This window comes from Microcystis flos-aquae FACHB-1344 (assembly GCF_014698375.1).
Lineage (GTDB): Bacteria > Cyanobacteriota > Cyanobacteriia > Cyanobacteriales > Microcystaceae > Microcystis > Microcystis aeruginosa.
This window is the reverse complement of the sequence record NZ_JACJSW010000080.1, coordinates 1-20,936: the sequence shown is the minus strand read 5'-3', so window position 1 is coordinate 20,936 and position 20,936 is coordinate 1. Positions and strand designations below refer to the sequence as shown.

The following is a 20,936-nucleotide window of genomic DNA, read 5'->3' as shown; positions in this document are numbered from 1 at the left end:
AATCCGAGTAATCCTAAACCCAATAAATTGGACGGTTCAGGAACACTAACGCCACCAGTATTTTGAATAATGGGGTTTTGGGTGACTGTTCTGAGAGGGGGACAAGCGAGCTATAAGGTAGATAGGGCAAGAGATATAGCTCTTTCACTTCCCAAGACTGACTGAACAAAATTCTCTATCTCCTAAGACTACTATTTTATGACCTGATAGCACGGTCAATATTTTCCCCAATACTCGCTGCTGTTCTTCGAGATTACTACTTCCTTTTTTATCTAATATCTCCCAATATATTGGCATGGCTCTCTTGTCATAAATCCAACTGACCATCAAGATATTAATTGCTCCCCAACTCGTCCGGTCTATGGCAATATATACTAATCCTTTTATTGTGAATCTCTCTGGCTGTTTTAACATCTCTTTTAGGACCGGAAACCAGATTTTTTCAATATTCAGAATTTCGAGCTTTAAAAATCTTTTTAGTTTTTTTCGCCGACTCTCAAACAGGATTGGTATTGGTAGTGCTTCTGCTAATATCTCTAACTTTGCTTGCTTTAGTATTTGCCAGGTTCCAACTATCATTAACAACAGTAGATATCTGGCTCGCCCCAGTTCATTCTCTAAGACTTTCTGGTATAGTTCACTTATCATTTTCGTTATGTAGGTCATATTTACTATATATGACTGATCTTTTTTGGGAGTCTGTGTCTGTATTCCATGCTACATAAGCTTTTCAGCTGGCTTGTCCCCCTGTCAGTATAACCAGTATTCAAGATGCCGCCGCCAAAACTTGCACTATTATTGCTAATAGTGCTATTCACAATAGTTACATTATGCAAGGTGTCGTTATAATTATAAATACCACCACCATACTCTATTGCACTATTACCGTCAATTAAACTGTTAATAACTGTAAGATTTGCCGTTCGATTATCTATGCCGCCACCATAGCCATTAGTAATATTATTGCGGATTATTGTATCAGTAACAGTAGCATTTACAGAATCATTATAAAGACCACCATCTGCGTTACTACTAACTACACTTTTTGATATATTTATTGTTCCAGAATTTACGATACCAGTCTTACCATTACTATCAATCGTTGTGTTCTGAACATTAGCATATTTCTGATTACTGCTACCAGAGTAGTTATATAAACCATATTTTCCATTTTGATTGATGGTAGCCTGACTAATGTTAAGTATATTATTATTTTCAATTCCATTACCTGTATTGCTATTATAGCGTTTCCTAAGCTAGTGAGGTACACCTATTTTTCTTCCCTTTTGCCTTTTGCCTCTTGCCTTTTGCCTAAAACCCATAACTTTTGTACCTCAGCAGACTGAAAAACGCTATAATTGAGGTTCCAGTAACGGTAGTAGTTCCCTTATTTTCTAATCCTACGCTGAGATTGCTATTGATTGCACCATCAGTAAGCGTTAATGATCCAGTATTATAAATACCAGTATCATTGTTATTGTTGAAAGCAGTTTTAGAAATATTAGCTGTACCATCATTATAAAAGCCACCTCCATTAACTCCAGTCTTGTTACGGTTGACAACACTATTAGTTACTGTTAATGTTCCGCTAGAATAAATACCCCCTCCATCATAAGTAGAGTTATTTTCATTAATGGTGCTATCGTTTATGGTTAGTGATCCTTAGTTATAAATACCACCACCATATCCACTTGAGTTTTGATTTATCGTGCTTGATTGAATAATAGTATTACCGAAATTGCTAAGACCTCCACCCCTTGTTGATGCACTATCGCCGGACATGGAAACGTAAACATTTTGAGTGATTATGCTATTGCTAATATTAGCTAAAGCATTTTGATCAACAAGAATACCTCCTACTGCTGATTTCGTAATAGTTATTTTATCTAAGGAAAAATTGCTGTTAGCTAAGACATGAAAAATGCGATTACCCTTACCATATCCACTACCTAAACCACTGCCATCAATAACAGCCTGACTTGTACCTAAACTTTTAATCGTGACTTTACCACCTGGTAAAATATCCCAATCACCAGTTTTGGCTGTATTATCCCACAAATCCCCGAAAACCATGTTAGTGAGAAAATAGGTTTGTCCCCCTTGCAGTTCGATAATATAATCATTAATGGTGTCTGCATTAGCGATTAAAATCGCATCTCGTAACGACAATCCATTAGTTTTACTCCCATCATTTTGATCGGCGGTAGTATTAACGGTTAAAATAATTGGTGCAGATTTTTCTACAGGAATATCATTTCCTGTGATCGTAATATTGGCCAAGTCATTTTCAGTTGTAATTCTGTCTAATTCTTGCGTTGTTAAATCTACTCCACAAACTAATGCCGAGAAATATTCTCCCTCATCCCCCACCGTATCCACCGTATTAATTTGAGCATCCACAAAATGCCCAATTTCTTCCAACACCACCGCAACCAAAGCATCTGAACTAGCAGAAGCCAAAAAGCTTTCAGATAGACATATAGCGTTTCCTAAGCTAGTGAGGTACACCTATTTTTCTTCCCTTTTGCCTCTTGCATGAGTGCCTTTTGCCTAAAACCCATAACTTTTGTACCTCAGCAGACTGAAAAACGCTATATCTTATTAGTGCTAATCCCATAAGCGCCATTTGCACTACCTAAAACACTGCTGTTGACCACCTCAATCTCAGGAAGTTGACTAAAATTTCGACTTTGCCACTGCTGTCGTAATTCTGTCGCTTTGATAACATCATAATTAGTGCCAAAAGCAGTTTCCAAATTCGCCCAAAAGCCATCAGATTGAGCGAAATTAAACAAAGCATCGTAAACGGCAGAAAGGCTCGGCAAAAGAGAAGAACTCATGACGTTAACTGCAAAGGTTTACTGCTAACAGTTTTAGGCGAACAATCCCCAATCTTTCAAGACTTCCACAACAGAAATTAACATTGATCGGGCAAACTGTATAATACGGTACAAATTCTCTCTCACAAGTCCAGAGAATGGGTTCCTCGTAGGGTGCGCTCGTCGATAGTGTAACGCATCCTACACCCTACGAAGTCCAGAAATCAGAATAGCAAAGAGAAACAGGCTGGGGCGTTAAAATTTATGGCTTTCCCGACATTATTGGGATAAAATGTTGACATATAGCATACCATTATTTTCCACAGGACAGATTATAGTTTGGTGGTGCTATATGCTCTGCCTGTAGATAATTTTTTCTGATCACCACAAGTACGGGAGAGCCAGATTGTTCGCTCGTTTGAGATAGAAAAGAGAGGATTTACTTATGAGTGTAGCCGACGAAATTTACGAGATCGTGAAATTAATGCCTGAAGAGCGAGCGAATAAAATTTTGGATTTTGCCAAGTTTTTACAGTCTAAAACAGAATTAGTAGATAAGCCATTAGATTTCCGGAATGCGGCGGGATTGGGGAAAGAAATCTGGCGATCAATTGATGTGGATACTTATATTCAGCAGGAGCGATCATCATGGGAATAGTTCTACAAACGGGAAATATTGTGTTTTTAGATACGGCTCCTTTTGTTTACTTTTTTGAGCAACATCCCATTTTTTTCCCTTATATGGAAAAGTTTTTTTATGATGTCTCTACTCGTCAGGTTGAGGTTATTACTTCGATAATCACTTTTATTGAAATTCTTACCCTTCCAGCAAGAATGGGTAATCAGGAGTTGGTAGAGCAATACCGGACATATTTCACCCGTTCGAGCCAAATTACCCTGTTGCCAATCGATTTATCCATTGCCAATCATGCGATCGCCCTCCGTACCCAATACACTCTCAAAACACCCGATGCAATCCAACTGGGAACAGCGATCGCACATTCAGCAACCTACATTATTACTAACGATAGGCAACGGAAACAGTTAACTCATCAAAATGTATTGCTAGTGGATGAAATGTAGCCAATCAGTTCTGGAAATGAATGATGCGTTAGTTGATCTTGGATAGCTTGAGGAACGGTAATTGTTCAATTTTTTTCTAAGCGAATAGCAAAAGACTTCATGATTGATATTGATTGACATAATTTGTTTAAAATTATAGCATTTTTTGATAGTGCGGTCTGCTCCTCAGTGTTTTTGGCACGCTTACATCCTAGTGCGCTCAAAAAAAACTATATAATAGGCTACAAATTCTCTCTAACAAGTCCAGAGAATGGGGTTCTTGAAAAAAACCGTTTTCTCGATATTGTTTTTTGGCTGAGGGTTTAAAGGTGAATGGGTGAACAGTGCAGCACCCTAGGGTAAGATTTTCTTATTGGATTCTTGCCAAAGACTGCTTAAATTCTGCGAGAGAATTAGCGGTAACTGATAATTTTAGTAGCTCTTCTAAGATATAGCGTTTTTCAGTCTGCTGAGGTACAAAAGTTATGGGTTTTAGGCAAAAGGCAAGAGGCAAAAGGCAAAAGGGAAGAAAAATAGGTGTACCTCACTAGCTTAGGAAACGCTATAGTAGGGTTAGTGATTTTGCTGATTATCTCTTCAATTTCTGAAGAAATCTGTCCAAAACACACAGTTAAAACTGTTTTTATGTCATCACGGCTTTTTTGTAACGCTCCAATTTCCTTACCAATTTCCTTACCAATTTCCTTACCAATTTCTTTACCGCGTTTTATTCCTCGCAATTCCATATTACTGACTAAAGGCATGGTTCTTTCCTCCTCAAATTGTTTGATTTTACTCTCTAAACTGGCTTGTAATTCAGTGGATAAAGTCATCATATTGTCGATGATTTCAAACAGTTTAATTATCTGTTCCCTCTCGAACTCCTTTTCATATAATCCCCTGATTAACGTCCACTTCCACTGTTCCCGCTGTTGCAGCTTCCCAGTAGTCGCTTTCGTTTTCAGATGTGCCATGACTATTATAGCAAAGGGATTGCTACTTGCTTCCAATTAGTCACTGATAACTGAATAAAGTTTGTCAGCAAAACATTTTTTGGTCTTAAAGTCCAGAAAACGGGTTTCTTCAAGAAACCCGTTTTCAAGGTCAACTTCAGGAAAAAAGAAGCATAAAAACGCTTCAAAATATTCGCTTAATGCTTCTTTCCAGGGTTCATCATAATTGGCGGTTGTTGGGTTCATTTGAGTTGTTTGCTTACCCGTAGGGTGTGAAGCGCGATAGCGTAACGCACCGATTTAGGGTGTGCTGAAAAAGTTTGTTGGTGGGGTTAAGGAGTCAGGAGTCAGTATTCAGGAGTTTCAGGCTTTCTTGCCCTCTTTTTATGTACCAGTTTATGTACTAAAAGAAGGATAATGCCAGGTTTTTGAAGGTCTTAATCCTATTTTCTGGCACTAACATCGGATTTTAACAGGTCAAAAGCCTTATTTTAAAAGGGTTTTACCATTATTCAGCCAGCCCGATTTAATAATAGAGTTGGTGCGTTACGGCGGCTTGTTAATTTTGTTTTTTTGACGGAATTGATAGCCGTCTAACGCACCCTACAAGCTGTATTAAGATTAAACTAATACAAGTATATCAGATGCGGTAAGAGTGGGTTGAGAACTAAGAGTTGCAATTTGAATAGCTGCTATTGTACCTGTCCCGTCCCCATCAAAGAATAGTCCTCCAGTGATTGTATTATAAATCAAGCGATTGCTGGCATTTAATGCAGTTGTTCCTAACACAAATTGCTCGGCTGTAATCCCAGTTTCTGCGGCTAAACCACCGCCAAAACCCGCAGCAGAGACAGTAATTTTATCCCCCTGACTGGATAGGAAATCAGTAATTGTGTCAAGACCTTCATTGCGGTTGTTGAAGGTGAATTTATCGCCACCTGCACCACCTGTTAGGGTATCATTCCCTAAGCCACCAACTAGAATATCATTGTCCAGAGTACCAGTGAGAATATCATCGTTTGATGACCCGATAATAGGTTCTGGGACGTTAGCAGAAACCGCTAGACTACTAGCTATATTGGGTAAGGGATTACCAATCAGATTATCCCCGTTAAAGTCTTGTTGGAAGTTGGTTTCTTGAGTAAAAGCTTCCGGGGAATTTAATCCCCACCATCCGCTTGAAGATTGCCAATTCCAGTTATTATCTAAACTCCACAAGTGGAGATAATTACCATCGTTATATTTCCATAAAACTTGATTGACTCCGTTGACGGTTTCTGCTGCTAGAGTTTGCCAACCAGGGTAGATATTTGTGGTAATCTGAGTCCCCCCAATTGTAATGGCGATGGGGTTATTATTGCCAATTTGGGTGTAAAGTTTATTAGTTGTGTCTTTGACTAATTTGGTGTTACCGAAAGCTTCGATTGGGGTGTAAGGTTGACCGATGATTCCATCACCGTTAAAGTCTTGTTGGAAGTTGGTTTCTTGAGTAAAAGCTTCCGATGAGTTTAATCCCCACCATCCGGTGGAAGATTGCCAATTCCAGTTATTATCTAAACTCCACAAGTGGAGATAATTACCATCGTTATATTTCCATAAAACTTGATTGACTCCGTTGACGGTTTCTGCTGCTAGAGTTTGCCAACCTGGATAGATATCGGTGGTAATCTGAGTTGCACCAATTTTGATGGCGATGGGGTTATTATTGCCAATTTGAGCGTAGAGTTTATTAGTCGCATCTTTGACTAATTTTGTGTTACCGAAAGCTTCGATTGGGGTGACACTGATATCGTCATTGAGAATCGTCCCCGTAGCTGTGGTGGTCGCACCTAATGTATAACCTGTCCCGGAAGCGAGGGTTAGAATGACGGTTTCATCAGTTTCAAATGTGGTATCAGCAGTGGGGTCAACGGTTACAGTCGCAGTCGATGAACCAGCAAGAAAATTCACTGTCCCTGTGGTTGCTGTATAACTGGCTGCACCGGTTTGAGTGTAATCTGTATTAAAGGTAGCTGTCCCTCCGACTGTATAGTTGACGGTTAGGGGATTTGTTGTTACTCCGTTACGGGTGAAGGTATAGACTAAGTTAGTTGTCCCATCTTCACTAACACTACTAGCAGAAACCGCAAGAGCAATACTGGGAGACAATGGACTATTAAACTCACTCACGTCAATAATATTTAAACCTGTAGTATTATCAGTCACATAAGCGTAGTTACCGACTACTTGCACATCAAAAACAAAGCTCTTTAAATAACTGCCTACAAGGGTAGGGTTAGCTGGGTTACTGATGTTGATGATTTGCAATCCTGAGAAAACAAGAGTCACATAAGCATAGTTTCCTACTATTTGTACACTCTGAGCAAAATTGGAACCAAAAATATGCTCAGGAATAGCATAACTGCCCTTAAGAGTGGGATTAGTAGGATTAGTGATGTCAATAATTTGCAGTTTTGAATCACTATCAGTAATATAAGCGTAGTTTCCGACTACTTGTACATCAAAAACCGAGTCACTGGTATCATAATTACCCTTAAGGGTTGGTTTAGCTGGATTAGTAATGTCGATGATTTGCAATCCTGAACCACCAGCAGCAACATAAGCGTAGTTGCCCACTATTTGTAAATTATAAGCCCAGCCACTCGTATCATAATTGCCTTTGAAAGTTGGTTTAGTAGGATTGGTAATATCGACGATTTGTAGTCCTGAACGTTGATCGGCAATATAGGCATAGTTGCTGACTACTTGTACTCCTTGAGCAAAGCCACTCGTATCGTAACTTCCCTTAAGAATAGGATTGCTTGGATTAGTGATGTCGATAATTTGAAGCCCTGAATAACCATCAGCTATATAAGCATATTTTCCTACTACTTGTACTCTCATACCATAGTAACCCACATAGTTATTATTGTAATTATAACTACTCTTGAGAGTAGGGTTAGTGGGGTTACTAATGTCAATAATTTCAAGTCCTGAACCAAAATTACCAACATAAGCGTCATTGTCCACTACTTGGACACCGAAAGCCGATCCAGGAGTATCATATTTTCCAACTAATGTGGGAGGTTCATAAATATTAGTAACATTAATAGTTAAAGCTTTCTCATAAGATAACCCATCTTGATCTGTGGTACGAACTCGAATGCTGTAATCATTCTTTGTTTCATAGTCGAATACGGCATTAGTTTTGAGTTGATTGTTTTGGATGGCAAATAAACTATTATTGGTTGAACCTGTTCCTGACACTAAGCTATAAGTGAATGTGTCGCCCGTATTAGGGTCAGTAGTAGTGAAGTTACCAATAACAGTACCAATTGCTTGATTTTCGGCGATATTACTGTTAGATAAAGTTAAATTAGTCGGGGCAGCATTGGGAATAAGATAACTAAAGTAATTACCAGCTAAACTTAAGCCTGTGCGGTTTTGGATAATAGCAATCAATTCATCGGGTTCGGTTCCAGGTTTATTAATATAAAGATTGGTATTAGTACCAGAAACCGTTGACAGATAGTTACTACTTGAACCCTTAAGCTGAATAATATCATCGTTGGGGTTAAAATCAGTTATTGAGGCGTAATCATTGTTGCCAGCAGAGGTTGTATTCCCATCATCATAACCGATCCAAGTTTTATCACCAAGAATAAATTTATCTCGTCCTGTTCCCCCTGTAAAAGTATCAATTTCACCTTTTCCGGGGGTGGTACTTTGGGGGTTAACTCCTGTAAGAATATCATCGTTTTCTCCACCATCAATAATGTCGCTTCCTTCACTACCATTAATTACATCATTTCCGGTATTGCCTTCTAAGCGATCGCTTCCTGTACCCCCTATAATAGTATCATTGCCAGCATCGCCAGAGATGATAACATTTTGAGAGCCAATTGCCTTAAGATTGTTGTTGCCTTTATTGCCATTGACAACCTCAACACCGAGATTGTCAAGGATAAGGTTAACATCTCCATCTCCTTCAATGACTAAGACATCAAATCCTGTTCCCCCTTTAATATTATTAAGATTGTCGTCTTTATCAATGGTAATTAAATCATCTCCTGCACTGCCATCAATAGTATCATTTCCTGCCCCACCTGCTAGAATATCGTTACCATCTGCACCCGTTAATTTATCGTTACCATCCCCACCACTGAGAACTGCACCTTTAGTGCTACCTAATTTAACTATTAAGATGTCATTACCCGTGCCACCTGTGGCAGAATAAGTATCATTAGGATCGATGGTTAGGTTAATATTTTGAGTGGAATCATCAGCAAAAATAATATCTGGTTTGTTTTCATAGTTAAATCGAGATACACCGTTACCCATTTGTTCAAGAATGACACCATTAGGATCATAGGCAAATTGAACATCGTATAGTTTTGCAGTGGAACGAATATCATAACCAACACGGGTAAAATAAGCAGAGGCGGTGATTTTGTTCCCGGCAACAGTATAATCTTTGGTTTGGGGTGTGACGGAAATGTTATTAATTCCGTAGCGATAAAGTGCGGCTAATTCTCCTAAATCTACTTGTCCATTTAGGTTAGTATCTGTCCAAGTACGCAATTCATCAAAAAGAGTATCACTAGCATTAATTAACCCATCTTTGTTGCTATCGAGAGTAGATAATTGGGTAACATTGCTTTGAGCGGTTAAGGAGAAAAATTCGTTAAGAGTGGTAATGTAACCGTCTTTGTTGACATCTCGAACAAGGAAACCATCGGTAGGCGCAACCCATCCCATTTGTTCGGGGTAAGTATCCGTATCGATGTCGTATTGAGTAAGGGAATCTGCGGCGGAGATAAGGCGGATTCCGTCGCCTGTGAGGTCAACTACTGCCAGTTTATAGGGACTGAAGCTATATTGGCTAGGTAATTGGGTTGTATCAGGAGTGTATTCGCTCTGTCCTAGTAGGGGTTGTAAAGCAACGGAACTATCAAGGGTAAGGGTGACGGTGTATTCTTTGCCATCGGAAAGGCGGAAGGCTTCGATTTGACTTTGGGGTTTTAACCAGTCTTGAATGGTGATGGTATTGGTGTCTTTAACGGTGACAATGAGGTTATTATTGTCTAGTTTGAGTTTGAGGGAGTCAAGGGTAATATTTTGTCCAAATTCTAGGATATCCACACCACCATCACGGGTTGTTCCTCCATAAGTACCGACATCATAAATGGTGGTATTTCCGTCTCCTAAACGATATTGATAAAGGTTATTTCTGTCTTTTGTGTTAGAAACAGTAGTATAAAAATATTTTGCTTTCCAAAGGTCATTTCCCAAAGTTTCACTATAAGGTGAAGCAAGCCAGTTATTACCATCAGGTTGTAAATTTACAATATCATCCTTCCCATCTCCATTAAAATCTCCAACTTGTAGTTGAGCGGCACCTTGCCAAAAAGCTGCTGTTAAACCTTCCGGCTTACTAACAAATTGAAATGTATTACCATTAGATAAGGCAAGCCAATTATTACCATCAGGTTGTAAATTGGCAATATCATCCTTCCCATCTTTGTTGAAATCTCCAACTCTTAGTTGAGCAGCACCTTGCCAAAAAGCTGCTGTTAAACCTTGAGGACGGTAAGTAAATTGAAAAGTATTATTCCCATTAGATAGAGCAATCCAGTTATTACCGTCCGGTTGTAAATTAACAATATCATCCTTCCCATCTCCATTAAAATCTCCAACTTGTAGTTGAGAGTTACCTTGCCAAAATCCTCCTGTTAAACCTTGAGGACGGTAGGTAAATTGAAAAGTATTATTTCCATTAGACAAGGCAAGCCAGTTATTGCCATCAGGTTGTAAATTAACAATATCATCCTTCCCATCTCCGTTAAAATCTCCAACTCTTAATTGAGCGTTCCACTTCCAAAAAGCTGCTGTTAAACCTTGAGGACGACTAACGAATTGAAAAGTATTATTACCATTAGATAGAGCAATCCAATTATTGCCATCAGGTTGCAAATTTACAATATCATCCTTCCCATCTCCATTAAAATCTCCAACTCCTAATTGAGCGGCACCTTGCCAAAAAGCTGCTGTTAAACCTTGGGGACGACTAACGAATTGAAAGGTATTATTACCATTAGATAAAGCAACCCAGTTGTTCCCATCAGGTTGCAAATTTACAATATCATCCTTCCCATCTCCATTAAAATCTCCAACTCCTAATTGAGCGTTACCTTGCCAAAAAGCTGCTGTTAAACCTTGGGGACGACTAACGAATTGAAAAGTATTATTACCATTAGATAAAGCAACCCAGTTGTTCCCATCAGGTTGCAAATTTACAATATCATCCTTCCCATCTCCATTAAAATCTCCAACTCTTAGTTGAGCGTTACCTTGCCAAAAAGCTGCCGTTAAACCTTGGGGACGGGAAGTAAATTGAAATGAGCCATTAATCCAAAAGGAAGGCTGTAGTGATTCAATGGGTACCTCTTGGTTATTATTGAATTTAAGAATTTCAATCTTTTGATTAAAGAAGTCAGAAATTACAATTTTGTCAGTTAACTCAGAAATAGTTGCTGAAGGTTTGCTTGGATTTTTGAGAGCAATAATTAAATTTATGCCACTTTGTTGTACTAATAAATCTGAAGATTTTATACTAGCATCAAATTCAATAGAATCTAATCCACCTACATCATTAATCGTAACTGTTCCATTACCACGACTATAAACATAAACATCATCCCCTTGACCACCATTAAGTGTTGCTCCCGAGGAAGCAATCAAAACATCATTGCCAACTCCGCCATTGTCTTTGACAATTTTACTCGCATTTGCCCCTACATAATTATCCGAAGCTTGAGGAGTGTCTAAATTTAAAGCTTGCGCTTTTGGTTTAATTTGTAACCAGTTTGCTACTTGTTCAGCTTCTAATGTTACTACACCATTTCTAACAACAGGTTTAAAACGACTACCATCAGCAAACCTGACTACTTGATCTGGTGTAACTGTTTTTCCATTAACAATAAAGTTGTTGCCAGAAATAGATACTGTTAGTTTTGACGGTAAAGTTGTTAAGCCAAAATCGACATATTTATTGTCTTTATTGGTTAAAGTTTGTGCTTGACTTGGTGTTTTTTGTAATTCCAGAATCTGCTGATCAGCGATAGAAATTGCATTATCATCTAACTCTTGAATTGTCTTCTCATAGAGATAGGGATTATCTTTATAAACACCCCATTCTCTGGCGACTTGAAAACCAGCGCTTAATTTGTCCAGTGTGTTGACATCGCCAGGAAGATTAATTAAATATCGCTTAACATAAATATCACCGCCTTCCATCTGTAATGATTTGACTTGCTGGAAGATTCCATTAGTAATTGCTTCTTGTGGTGAAGAATACTGCCAAGGATAATTATAGGCACTTAAACCCAGATCTCCTGGTCGATAAACATACGACTTTTTAAAATGACCATAACGAAATTCTCTAATGGAGAGTGGCTTCCCGCCAATTGATGCCGCAATCGTAGTTAAAGTATCTCTTGCAGCAACTCCCATATTATAAGCGACATCATAATTGCCTTTATCGTCAACAGCAACAGGAGTTAAAATAAACTGATTGTTGGAAATTATTACGCTGGTAAAAGCACGAGGATAATCTTTATCGCCAAATAAACCACCGAAAACACTACCAATTAACGTACCAATCGCTGTACCAACAACAGGAATGGGGATAAAAGAACCTGCAAAAGCCCCAATTGTTGCGCCTATTTTTGCGCCTGTGACACTAACATCTTCACTCAAGACATTCCATTTGAACAGTTTTGAATAAAGATAAGAACCTGCGAATGAACCGAATGCAGATTGTGCTACATTAGCTAACGAATTAGTAAGGCTTAACTTGCTAGAATCAACGCCAATAATTATATTACCTTCCTTTAGAGAGGGCGCACCAAAAAGTTTAACTGCTGTTATCGGGTAAGACTTAGCAACTTCGGCAGTAACATAATAAGAAACTGAGCCTACAACTAGGGAACTAACAGCAATTTGAGTTAGTGGATCTTCAATTTTAAAAGCCTTAATTAGAGAATTAGCTAATTTACTACTTCCTAAACCAATACCTGTTGAAATAACACTACCTGGCAATCTTCTATAAATTGCGCCTAATGATAATGATTCCTGACTGCGGTTACGAAATGCAGGATCATCTGATAGGTCAAATTCATAAACAATAGCATCACCAGTCCAACTCCCTACCGTCTTACCTAAAGATTGTGCTACAAGCTGACTAGCAAATTTATCATTAGCAAAATAAGCCCCAATTTGACTACCAATTGAAGCCCCAATTAAGCCTCCTGTTGTAACGGGTTGATAGAGAGAAAGAGACTCATTATGAACCCGATAATCTCCTGCTATATATGTATGTAAATCTTCAACAGTAAAGTTATAAACTGTATGTTTACCTGCAACTGGTTTAATACCAGGATGAGGGATCAATTTACCCGTTATACCTACCAAAAAGCCATCATGGTCAATTTCACCTAAAGCCTTAAAACTGCCATCAGCTTGTAGAAAATGATGTCCTAAAGTAACTTTAATATTACCTAATTGAACAACTTCTTGATCGGGTGTAATAAAAGTTTGAGTGACTTTGCGCGGTTGCAGTTCTCCCAGTCCATCAAACGCCATTACTTCATCACCAATTTTGATTTGTTCGATGGGTTTGTATGTGCCATCTGACATTAAAATTGGGGTTTCTGCGGCGAAGCAAAAATTAGTTAAATCATATAATTCAATTGTCTTTTTTAATTCTTCAAGATTCTTCAAATATTCTTGCGCAATTGGTGTTTTATTAGGATCAGGTTTATATGAACCGCCATTGTTTTTTGCTTGTGTAGCTTTTTCATTCATTCCCCTTTCACCGACATTATAAAAGTAAACAATTAATGCGTCTTTCTGATCTTGTGTAAGCGTATTCCAGTTAGAGGCATTTTTTTGATACCATTGTGCGGCATTTTGTACCATTAATCCAGCAAAATATACTGTTGTTGACTTTTCATTATTAATAAGATCAGAAACTAATTTTGTATAATCGTTATTGTATTGTTTTAAATTTAATGGATCGCTATTTGGATATTGCTGATTATACTTTTCCAATAAATATATAGCCGTATAAATTTGGACATTGCCTCGTCCAACATCTATAGAAGAAACATAGCTTGTTTTGCTTATTGAACCATTTTTTATTTGATCCCATAATGTAGGTTGATCTCGCAATTTTTCATAAGAGTTTTTGATGGAATTTAGCGAGCTATTTAATACAAATTTATCAGCCCCCCATTGAGTCAAATCATCTTTAATAGTTTCTTTGCTATCATGAAATTCTTCGAGAATCGAGCCAATTACAGACTTACCTGAAATACCATATTGGCTAAGGTTCAATGTTTTGTATATTTCCTTAGCATCTTTCCAGTCATTAGAAACAATCATATGTAACTCTAACCAACTATATAATTGAGGAGTTTCGCTTGACATTGTTAGTCTCCAAAATACAAAATTAAAACCACTGTTAACATTGAGAGAAAATAAGCGATCACACTCAATAAATAGCTGTCATTAAGTGATGGTCGCACCATGTAGCTGCAAAAAAACTTTGTACAGTAATGTAGGGTGGACATTGCCCACAAATTGCTTTGCTATTAATTATTCAGCCAAGTCAGCCGGTTTTTAAACAACCGTTTAACTAGCCGGTGTGGGTTAGGGTTGAAGACTGTCAAACCATCAAGGCACAAGTCACCGATTCAAGCCTTCAAAATATTGTTATTGTGAGGGGGCGATCGCTCTTGTAAATTGAGGTTTAGCCAGTCGTTGCTGATCTATAGTTCACCAAGCTTCTGCTTGTTGCCTATATTATATACGGAAAGCTTATCTCTGAATTACTTCCTCACCATGAAAATTTTAGCGGGTGATGGCGACGGGATACCTTCCGCGTTAACCTTTCTCTTTCCACTAAAAACCCCACAGAAAACGGGTTTCTTGAAGAAACCCGTTTTCTCAAGACTGAAGGTTAAAAAGGTGATCACCAAAGTCAAAGCTAGGCAGTTAAAGTATTTAACCAATTGATTAAATCTTCAACGTTAGAGAAATCGAATAAAGCTTCTCCTAATGCTTCTACATCATCAATACTTAACTCCATAATTTTAGTTTCCAATGAAGGATTAATCTCCCCTAACTTGCGTTTAAGTTGACGAAGAATCAATGTCTTTTCCCGTTCAATACCTTGTTCGATACCTTGTTCAATACCTTGTTCGATACCTTGTTCGATACCTTGTTCAATACCTAGTTCAATACCTTGACGCATCCAACTGGTGGTAATTTGCATAACTCCCTCCTGTACGGGTTGACTAAATGTGCTAATCTCTTCTTGAAATTGTATCTCTTCGACCAGATTTAGATTGAGATAAGTATCAATAAATCCAGAAATTAATTGCATTTTTGCTGGATTTAACTTTAAAGTAATTAACAAGCGCAGACATTCCGCCTTTACCTTGGCTCGCTCTTTCTCGGCAATGTTCATCTTCGCCATCAAAGCTGAAGCAACCGGATTCGACTGATTGAGAAAATCTCGCCAATTTAATCGATTTAACTGCACTACTTGATAGTTAAATTCTAACACCTTAAAATCGGGAAAATCGACCACATATTGACTAATCGCTGCTCTTTTTGGCTTTGAATAAGAAAAAATTACAATCGGATAAATCGGTAAGACAAATTTCTCATGAAAGCGAGCAAAATAAGTAAACATTCGCCGGTTAAACCACTTTCGGGAACTTTCCTGCGCCTCTACATGAATCAGAAAAAAAGATTCCTTTCCGCGAAACTTAACTTGTGCGACTAAATCGCTTTCATACCTTTCTCCTTCCGTGACATCGGTAAATACTTCTTTGTCTAAAAAAGTAATCGAGTCCCTATCTAAATAATCGATCAATTGAGGAAAAAATAACTCAATAAATTCGACAAAAAAGGTGGAGATTAACTCCTTAAATAAGCGATCGTGGTCAATATTATTAGTCATGTAATATCATCTTAACTAATCTGAGTGATGAATGACTACTCTTCTCTATTGTATTCTGAAAAGTCGGTTTTGGCAACAGATTGTTATGACCTCACCCCTTTAACTTACGAGGAGAGGGGGATACTTTCAGAAAATGGGTTTCTTGAAGGACAAGAAAACGGGTTTCTCAAAGAAAACGGGTTTTCTAAATAGTTTCTCAAAGAAACCCGTTTTCTCATTTGTTGCGAAGAGGCGATCGCTAACGTCAAAGCTAGGCAGTTAAAGTATTTAACCAATTGATTAAATCTTCAACCGTAGAGAAATCGAATAAAGCTTCTCCTAATACTTCTACATCATCAATACTTAACTCCATAATTTTAGTTTCCAATGAAGGATTAATCTCCCCTAACTTGCGTTTAATTTGACGAAGAATCAATGTCTTTTCCCGTTCAATACCTTGTTCGATACCTTGTTCGATACCTTGTTCGATACCTTGTTCGATACCTTGTTCAATACCTTGTTCGATACCTTGTTCGATACCGCGTTCAATACCTTGTTCAATACCTAGTTCGATACCTTGTTCAATACCTAGTTCAATACCTTGACGCATCCAACTGGTAGTAATTTGCATAACTCCCTCCTGTACGGGTTGACTAAATGTGCTAATCTCTTGTTGAAATTGTATCTCTTCGACCGGATTTAGATTGAGATAAGTATCAATAAATCCAGAAATTAATTGCATTTTTGCTGGATTTAACTTTAAAGTAATTAACAAGCGCAGACATTCCGCCTTAACCTTGGCTCGCTCTTTCTCGGCAATGCTCATCTTCGCCATCAAAGCTGAAGCAACCGGATTCGACTGATTGAGAAAATCTCGCCAATTTAATCGATTTAACTGCACTACTTGATAGTTAAATTCTAACACCTTAAAATCGGGAAAATCGACCACATATTGACTAATCGCTGCTCTTTTTGGCTTTGAATAAGAAAAAATTACAATCGGATAAATCGGTAAGACAAATTTCTCATGAAAGCGAGCAAAATAAGTAAACATTCGCCGGTTAAACCACTTGCGGGAACTTTCCTGCGCCTCTACATGAATCAGAAAAAAAGATTCTTTTCCTCGAAACTTAACCTGTGCGACTAAATCGCTTTCATACCTTTCTCCTTCTGTGACATCGGTAAATACTTCTTTGTCTAAAAAAGTAATCGAGTCCCTATCTAAATAATCGATTAATTGAGGAAAAAATAACTCAATAAATTCGACAAAAAAGGTGGAGATTAACTCCTTAAATAAGCGGTCATGGTCAATATTATTAGTCATGTAATATCATCTTAACTAATCTGAGTGATGAATGACTACTCTTCTCTATTGTATTCTGAAAAGTCGGTTTTGGCAACAGATTGTTATGACTTTACCCCTTTAACCTACGAGGAGAGGGGGATGCTTCCCGCAAAAAAACCCGCAGAAAACGGGTTTATCGAAGAAACCCGTTTTCTATTTCCAGGGTTCATCATAATTGATTGTAGGGCTAATTCATGAATTAGCCCTACAGCTATTACCTAGCTATATTCCACTGCTAAATCGAGCGACTCTTGTTCCCCACTTAAGCCCGCCATAAAAGGCCCTATTCGTTGATTAAACACTATTATAGGAAAGATGCAATGCAATCCTTGCTATCAAAGTAATTTCAGTTCCAGGCTGATTCGGAGCATCTTTCAATTTGACAAGGCCGAAAAATCCCCTATCCCCCAATAACTAAAGGAAAGATAAAGTTATCGATCGCCCTCCGGAGCCAGTGTCAGAATAAAAGCAGGGAGATGACCAAGGAAAACCGACAACTCTCCATCTTTTTCCCGTCATCGCCCCTAAAATTTATTTGGTTCAGATTTATGCAAACTGCCAATCCTCGTCAAACGGAGAAAAAAGAGCATCCCAGTGGCGATAAACGCTTCAAAGTCCTCGACATTACCATGAAGCGGGCAGGATATAATCAATCAGCCCTGATTGAAGTCCTGCACAAAGCCCAAGAAGCCTTTGGATTCCTAGAAGAAGATGTTCTCCTCTACGTTGCCCGGGCGCTAAAACTGCCCCTCAGTCGCGTCTATGGGGTAGCAACCTTCTACCATCTCTTTTCCCTGAAACCGGCGGGAAAACACACCTGTATCATCTGTATGGGGACTGCTTGTTATGTCAAAGGCAGCGGCAAAATCCTCGAAGACATCGAAAACACCTTTGATGTCAAAGTGGGAGAAACCACCGCCGATGGAGAAATTTCCCTAGTGTCGGCCCGTTGTATCGGGGCCTGTGGGATTGCGCCGGCCGTGGTCTTCGATGGAGTCGTGGCCCCTAAACAAGATTCGGAAACTGTCTTAGCGAAACTACAGAGTTTCTCCCAGTAATTTTTCACTCTAGTGGATTGAGAAGAATATGGACTTACAAGAATTATTGGCAGTGGCCGAGAAAGAAAAAACTAGACAAAAAAGCATCCGGGTGCATTGTTGCACTTCCACCGGTTGCCAAGCTGCTAACTCCCTCCAAATCAAAAAAAACCTCGCCACTGCCGTCAAAGAAGCAGACCTAGAGGATAAAGTCGAAGTGGTCGGGGTCGGTTGTATGGGTTTTTGTGGTCGCGGTCCGTTGGTGGAAGTGGATCCCCAGGATCTCCTATACGAAGAAGTCACCCCGGAAAGTGCGGCCAGCATTATTGCGGCCTTAAACGGCGGCAAAACCGAGGTGCAATTAGGGGACTCAAAACATCCCTTTTTCTCCCATCAAGTCAAAATTGTCCGGGAAAATAGCGGTAAAATCGATCCCGATCGCATTGAGGAATATATCGCCGTCGGGGGTTATCAATCTCTCTACAAGGCCCTCTACGAGATGACTCCGGCCCAGGTGGTGGAGGAAATCACCAAAAGCGGTTTGCGCGGCCGGGGAGGTGCGGGTTATCCCACCGGTTTAAAATGGGCGACGGTGGCTAAACAACCGGGTAAACAAAAATACGTTATCTGTAATGCTGATGAAGGCGACCCCGGGGCGTTTATGGACCGTAGTGTTTTGGAAAGTGACCCCCATTTAGTCCTGGAAGGAATGGCGATCGCTGCCTATGCTGTGGGGGCGGATCATGGTTATATCTATGTTAGAGCCGAATATCCTCTGGCGATCGATCGTTTGCAAAAAGCGATTAATCAGGCCAAAAAATTCGGTTTAATGGGTTCCCAAGTATTCGAGTCCACTTTCGATTTTAAGGTGGATATCCGCATCGGGGCGGGAGCTTTTGTCTGTGGAGAGGAAACCGCTCTCATCCATTCCATCGAAGGCGGCCGCGGCACTCCCCGCACCCGTCCCCCCTATCCGGCCCAATCGGGTCTCGATGGTTGTCCCACCCTGATTAATAACGTGGAGTCCTACGCTAATATCGCCGCTATTATCCGCGAGGGAGCCGCTTGGTACGCCAATATCGGTACTGCCAGCAGTAAAGGCACAAAAATCTTCGCTTTAACGGGAAAAATCCGCAATAATGGGCTGATTGAAGTGCCGATGGGCATTACTCTCCGGGAAATTGTCGAGGAGATGGGGGGTGGTGTTCCCGATGGTCAAGTGAAAGCGGTACAAACCGGCGGCCCCTCTGGGGGTTGTATTCCCGCTAATTTACTCGATACTCCCGTAGATTACGAATCCTTAGCCAAACTCGGTTCGATGATGGGATCTGGGGGGATGGTGGTCATGGATGATAGTACCAGTATGGTGGAAGTGGCGAAATTCTATATGGAGTTCTGTCGCGAGGAGTCCTGTGGTAAATGTATCCCCTGTCGCACGGGAACAGTACAAATGTTTGAATTATTGGCCAAAATTATCGCTCGAAAGGCCGATATTCACGACCTCGAAAACCTAGAACATCTCTGTCAAATGGTCAAAGAAACCAGTCTTTGTGGTCTTGGCCAAAGCGCCCCCAATCCGATTTTAAGTACCCTAAAGTATTTTAAGGAGGAATATCTGGCTCTGTTACAGGAAACCAAGCACCCCGTCTCTGTTTGAGATTGACATCCTCACCGCCGGGGCCGGACGGTGATGACCGGCAGATCAAACAAACTTAATTGAACGATCTTCGGTTGGGTTGACGCTTCACGGGATGCTGCTTCTTTAACAGAAGTCTTACACTTTCCTCTGCGTCCGTTTTTTGAGGTCTCCGATTGCCCACCGGCGACCTTGATATTAATTGCGGCGTTTACATCCCTATCATGAAAAGTCCCACAAAAAAGACATTCCCACTCACGGATATTCAACGCTTTCTTACCGCCGATATTCCCACAACAGGAACACCTCTGAGACGTTGGCTCCCATCGGGAAATTATCCGAAAATCACGCCCATATTTGTCAGATTTTGCCGATAGCATATCTCGAAAAGAACGCCATCCTAAATCTGATATAGCACGGGACAACTTGCGATTTTTAACCATTCCCGATGTGTTTAAATCCTCTAAAATTATCGTTTGATTTTCACGAACAACTCTAGTGGATAGTTTATGCAAGAAATCAGTACGAGTGTCTTTAATCTTTGCGTGGATTTTAGCTACTCGTTTTCTGGCTTTTTCCCGTCGTTTACTTCCTTTCTGTTTTCTAGAAAGGTTTTTCTGTGCTTTTCTTAGTCGTTTTAATCGTTTCTTTAACGGTTTCGGTGCGTCTATCTTTTCTCCTGTTGAGAGGGTAGCAAAGGTAGCAATCCCTAGATCAATTCCCACTGACTCCCCATTATTGGGAAGTATTTCGGACTGAATCTCGACGACAAAACTAAGAAAGTATCGATCTGATGCGTCTTTGATCACGGTGACGCTAGAAGGTTTAGAAGGTAATGGGCGACTCCAAACTATTCTTAAATCACCGATTTTCGCTAAAGTAACGCAGTGTTGGTTAACGGTAAAACCATTATCGGTAAATCTTGCTAATTGTTTAGATTTACGCTTCTTAAATTTAGGAGGTTTGACTTTCTTTCCTTTTCTTTCTCCCTTGCAAGATGCAAAAAAGTTAGAATAGGCTGTCTCTAAGTCTCTCAAAGACTGCTGTAAAGGGATAGAAGAAACCTCGGTTAACCACTGTTTTTCTTCTGTTTTCTT

At 39.5% G+C, this 20,936-nt stretch carries 13 protein-coding genes; 4 read left to right on the top strand and 9 right to left on the bottom strand.

The features are described 5' to 3' along the window. Window positions 1-144 precede the first annotated feature (144 nt). From H6G48_RS06110 to H6G48_RS06100, 3 genes are all read right to left on the bottom strand, one after another. Entirely contained in the window at window positions 145-666 is a 522-nt protein-coding gene (locus H6G48_RS06110; RefSeq protein WP_190720116.1) for a hypothetical protein, read from the bottom strand. Between the two features lie 996 nt (window positions 667-1,662). Then, window positions 1,663-2,508 carry a hypothetical protein gene (locus H6G48_RS06105; RefSeq protein ID WP_190720115.1) on the bottom strand — a complete coding sequence of 282 codons (846 nt, stop codon included), beginning with the start codon at window positions 2,506-2,508 and terminating at the stop codon, window positions 1,663-1,665. Between the two features lie 83 nt (window positions 2,509-2,591). Beyond that, on the bottom strand, window positions 2,592-2,840 hold the full coding sequence (locus tag H6G48_RS06100; protein WP_190720113.1) for a hypothetical protein: 249 nt from the start codon (window positions 2,838-2,840) through the stop codon (window positions 2,592-2,594). A gap of 424 nt (window positions 2,841-3,264) precedes the next feature. Between H6G48_RS06100 and H6G48_RS06095 the strand changes: the two genes are divergently transcribed. Beyond that, window positions 3,265-3,477, top strand: coding sequence for a DUF2281 domain-containing protein (locus H6G48_RS06095; protein WP_190720111.1), 213 nt, complete (start codon window positions 3,265-3,267; stop codon window positions 3,475-3,477). Continuing rightward, window positions 3,468-3,902: a type II toxin-antitoxin system VapC family toxin gene (locus H6G48_RS06090; protein ID WP_190720108.1), complete on the top strand. Its 435-nt coding sequence runs from the start codon at window positions 3,468-3,470 to the stop codon at window positions 3,900-3,902. The genes H6G48_RS06095 and H6G48_RS06090 overlap by 10 nt, the downstream gene beginning before the upstream one ends. 440 nt (window positions 3,903-4,342) lie before the next feature. On the opposite strand, the gene H6G48_RS06085 is transcribed toward H6G48_RS06090, so the two are convergent. The 5 genes from H6G48_RS06085 to H6G48_RS06045 form a co-directional block, all read right to left on the bottom strand. Further along, window positions 4,343-4,855 carry a hypothetical protein gene (locus H6G48_RS06085; RefSeq protein ID WP_242034553.1) on the bottom strand — a complete coding sequence of 171 codons (513 nt, stop codon included), beginning with the start codon at window positions 4,853-4,855 and terminating at the stop codon, window positions 4,343-4,345. A 36-nt stretch (window positions 4,856-4,891) separates the two neighbouring features. Continuing rightward, window positions 4,892-5,080 carry a hypothetical protein gene (locus H6G48_RS06080; protein WP_190720105.1) on the bottom strand — a complete coding sequence of 63 codons (189 nt, stop codon included), beginning with the start codon at window positions 5,078-5,080 and terminating at the stop codon, window positions 4,892-4,894. Between the two features lie 375 nt (window positions 5,081-5,455). Continuing rightward, window positions 5,456-14,302 (bottom strand): FG-GAP-like repeat-containing protein, encoded by an 8,847-nt coding sequence (locus H6G48_RS26120; protein WP_242034552.1) that lies wholly within the window; start codon window positions 14,300-14,302, stop codon window positions 5,456-5,458. A gap of 559 nt (window positions 14,303-14,861) precedes the next feature. Next, window positions 14,862-15,842, bottom strand: coding sequence for a DUF4351 domain-containing protein (locus tag H6G48_RS06050; RefSeq protein WP_190720102.1), 981 nt, complete (start codon window positions 15,840-15,842; stop codon window positions 14,862-14,864). Between the two features lie 250 nt (window positions 15,843-16,092). Then, on the bottom strand, window positions 16,093-17,145 hold the full coding sequence (locus H6G48_RS06045; protein ID WP_190720099.1) for a DUF4351 domain-containing protein: 1,053 nt from the start codon (window positions 17,143-17,145) through the stop codon (window positions 16,093-16,095). A gap of 569 nt (window positions 17,146-17,714) precedes the next feature. On the opposite strand from H6G48_RS06045, the gene hoxE reads away from it, so the two are divergent. Both hoxE and nuoF read left to right on the top strand, forming a co-directional pair. Then, window positions 17,715-18,224 (top strand): bidirectional hydrogenase complex protein HoxE, encoded by a 510-nt coding sequence (gene hoxE / locus H6G48_RS06040; protein ID WP_190720096.1) that lies wholly within the window; start codon window positions 17,715-17,717, stop codon window positions 18,222-18,224. Between the two features lie 28 nt (window positions 18,225-18,252). After that, the gene (gene nuoF, locus H6G48_RS06035; RefSeq protein WP_190720093.1) at window positions 18,253-19,860 is read left to right on the top strand and encodes an NADH-quinone oxidoreductase subunit NuoF; all 1,608 of its coding nucleotides are present in this window, start codon (window positions 18,253-18,255) and stop codon (window positions 19,858-19,860) included. Between the two features lie 11 nt (window positions 19,861-19,871). Here nuoF and H6G48_RS06030 read toward each other — a convergent pair. Next, window positions 19,872-20,936 (bottom strand): RNA-guided endonuclease InsQ/TnpB family protein (locus H6G48_RS06030; protein ID WP_190720090.1); only part of this gene is annotated, 1,065 nt, incomplete at its 5' end.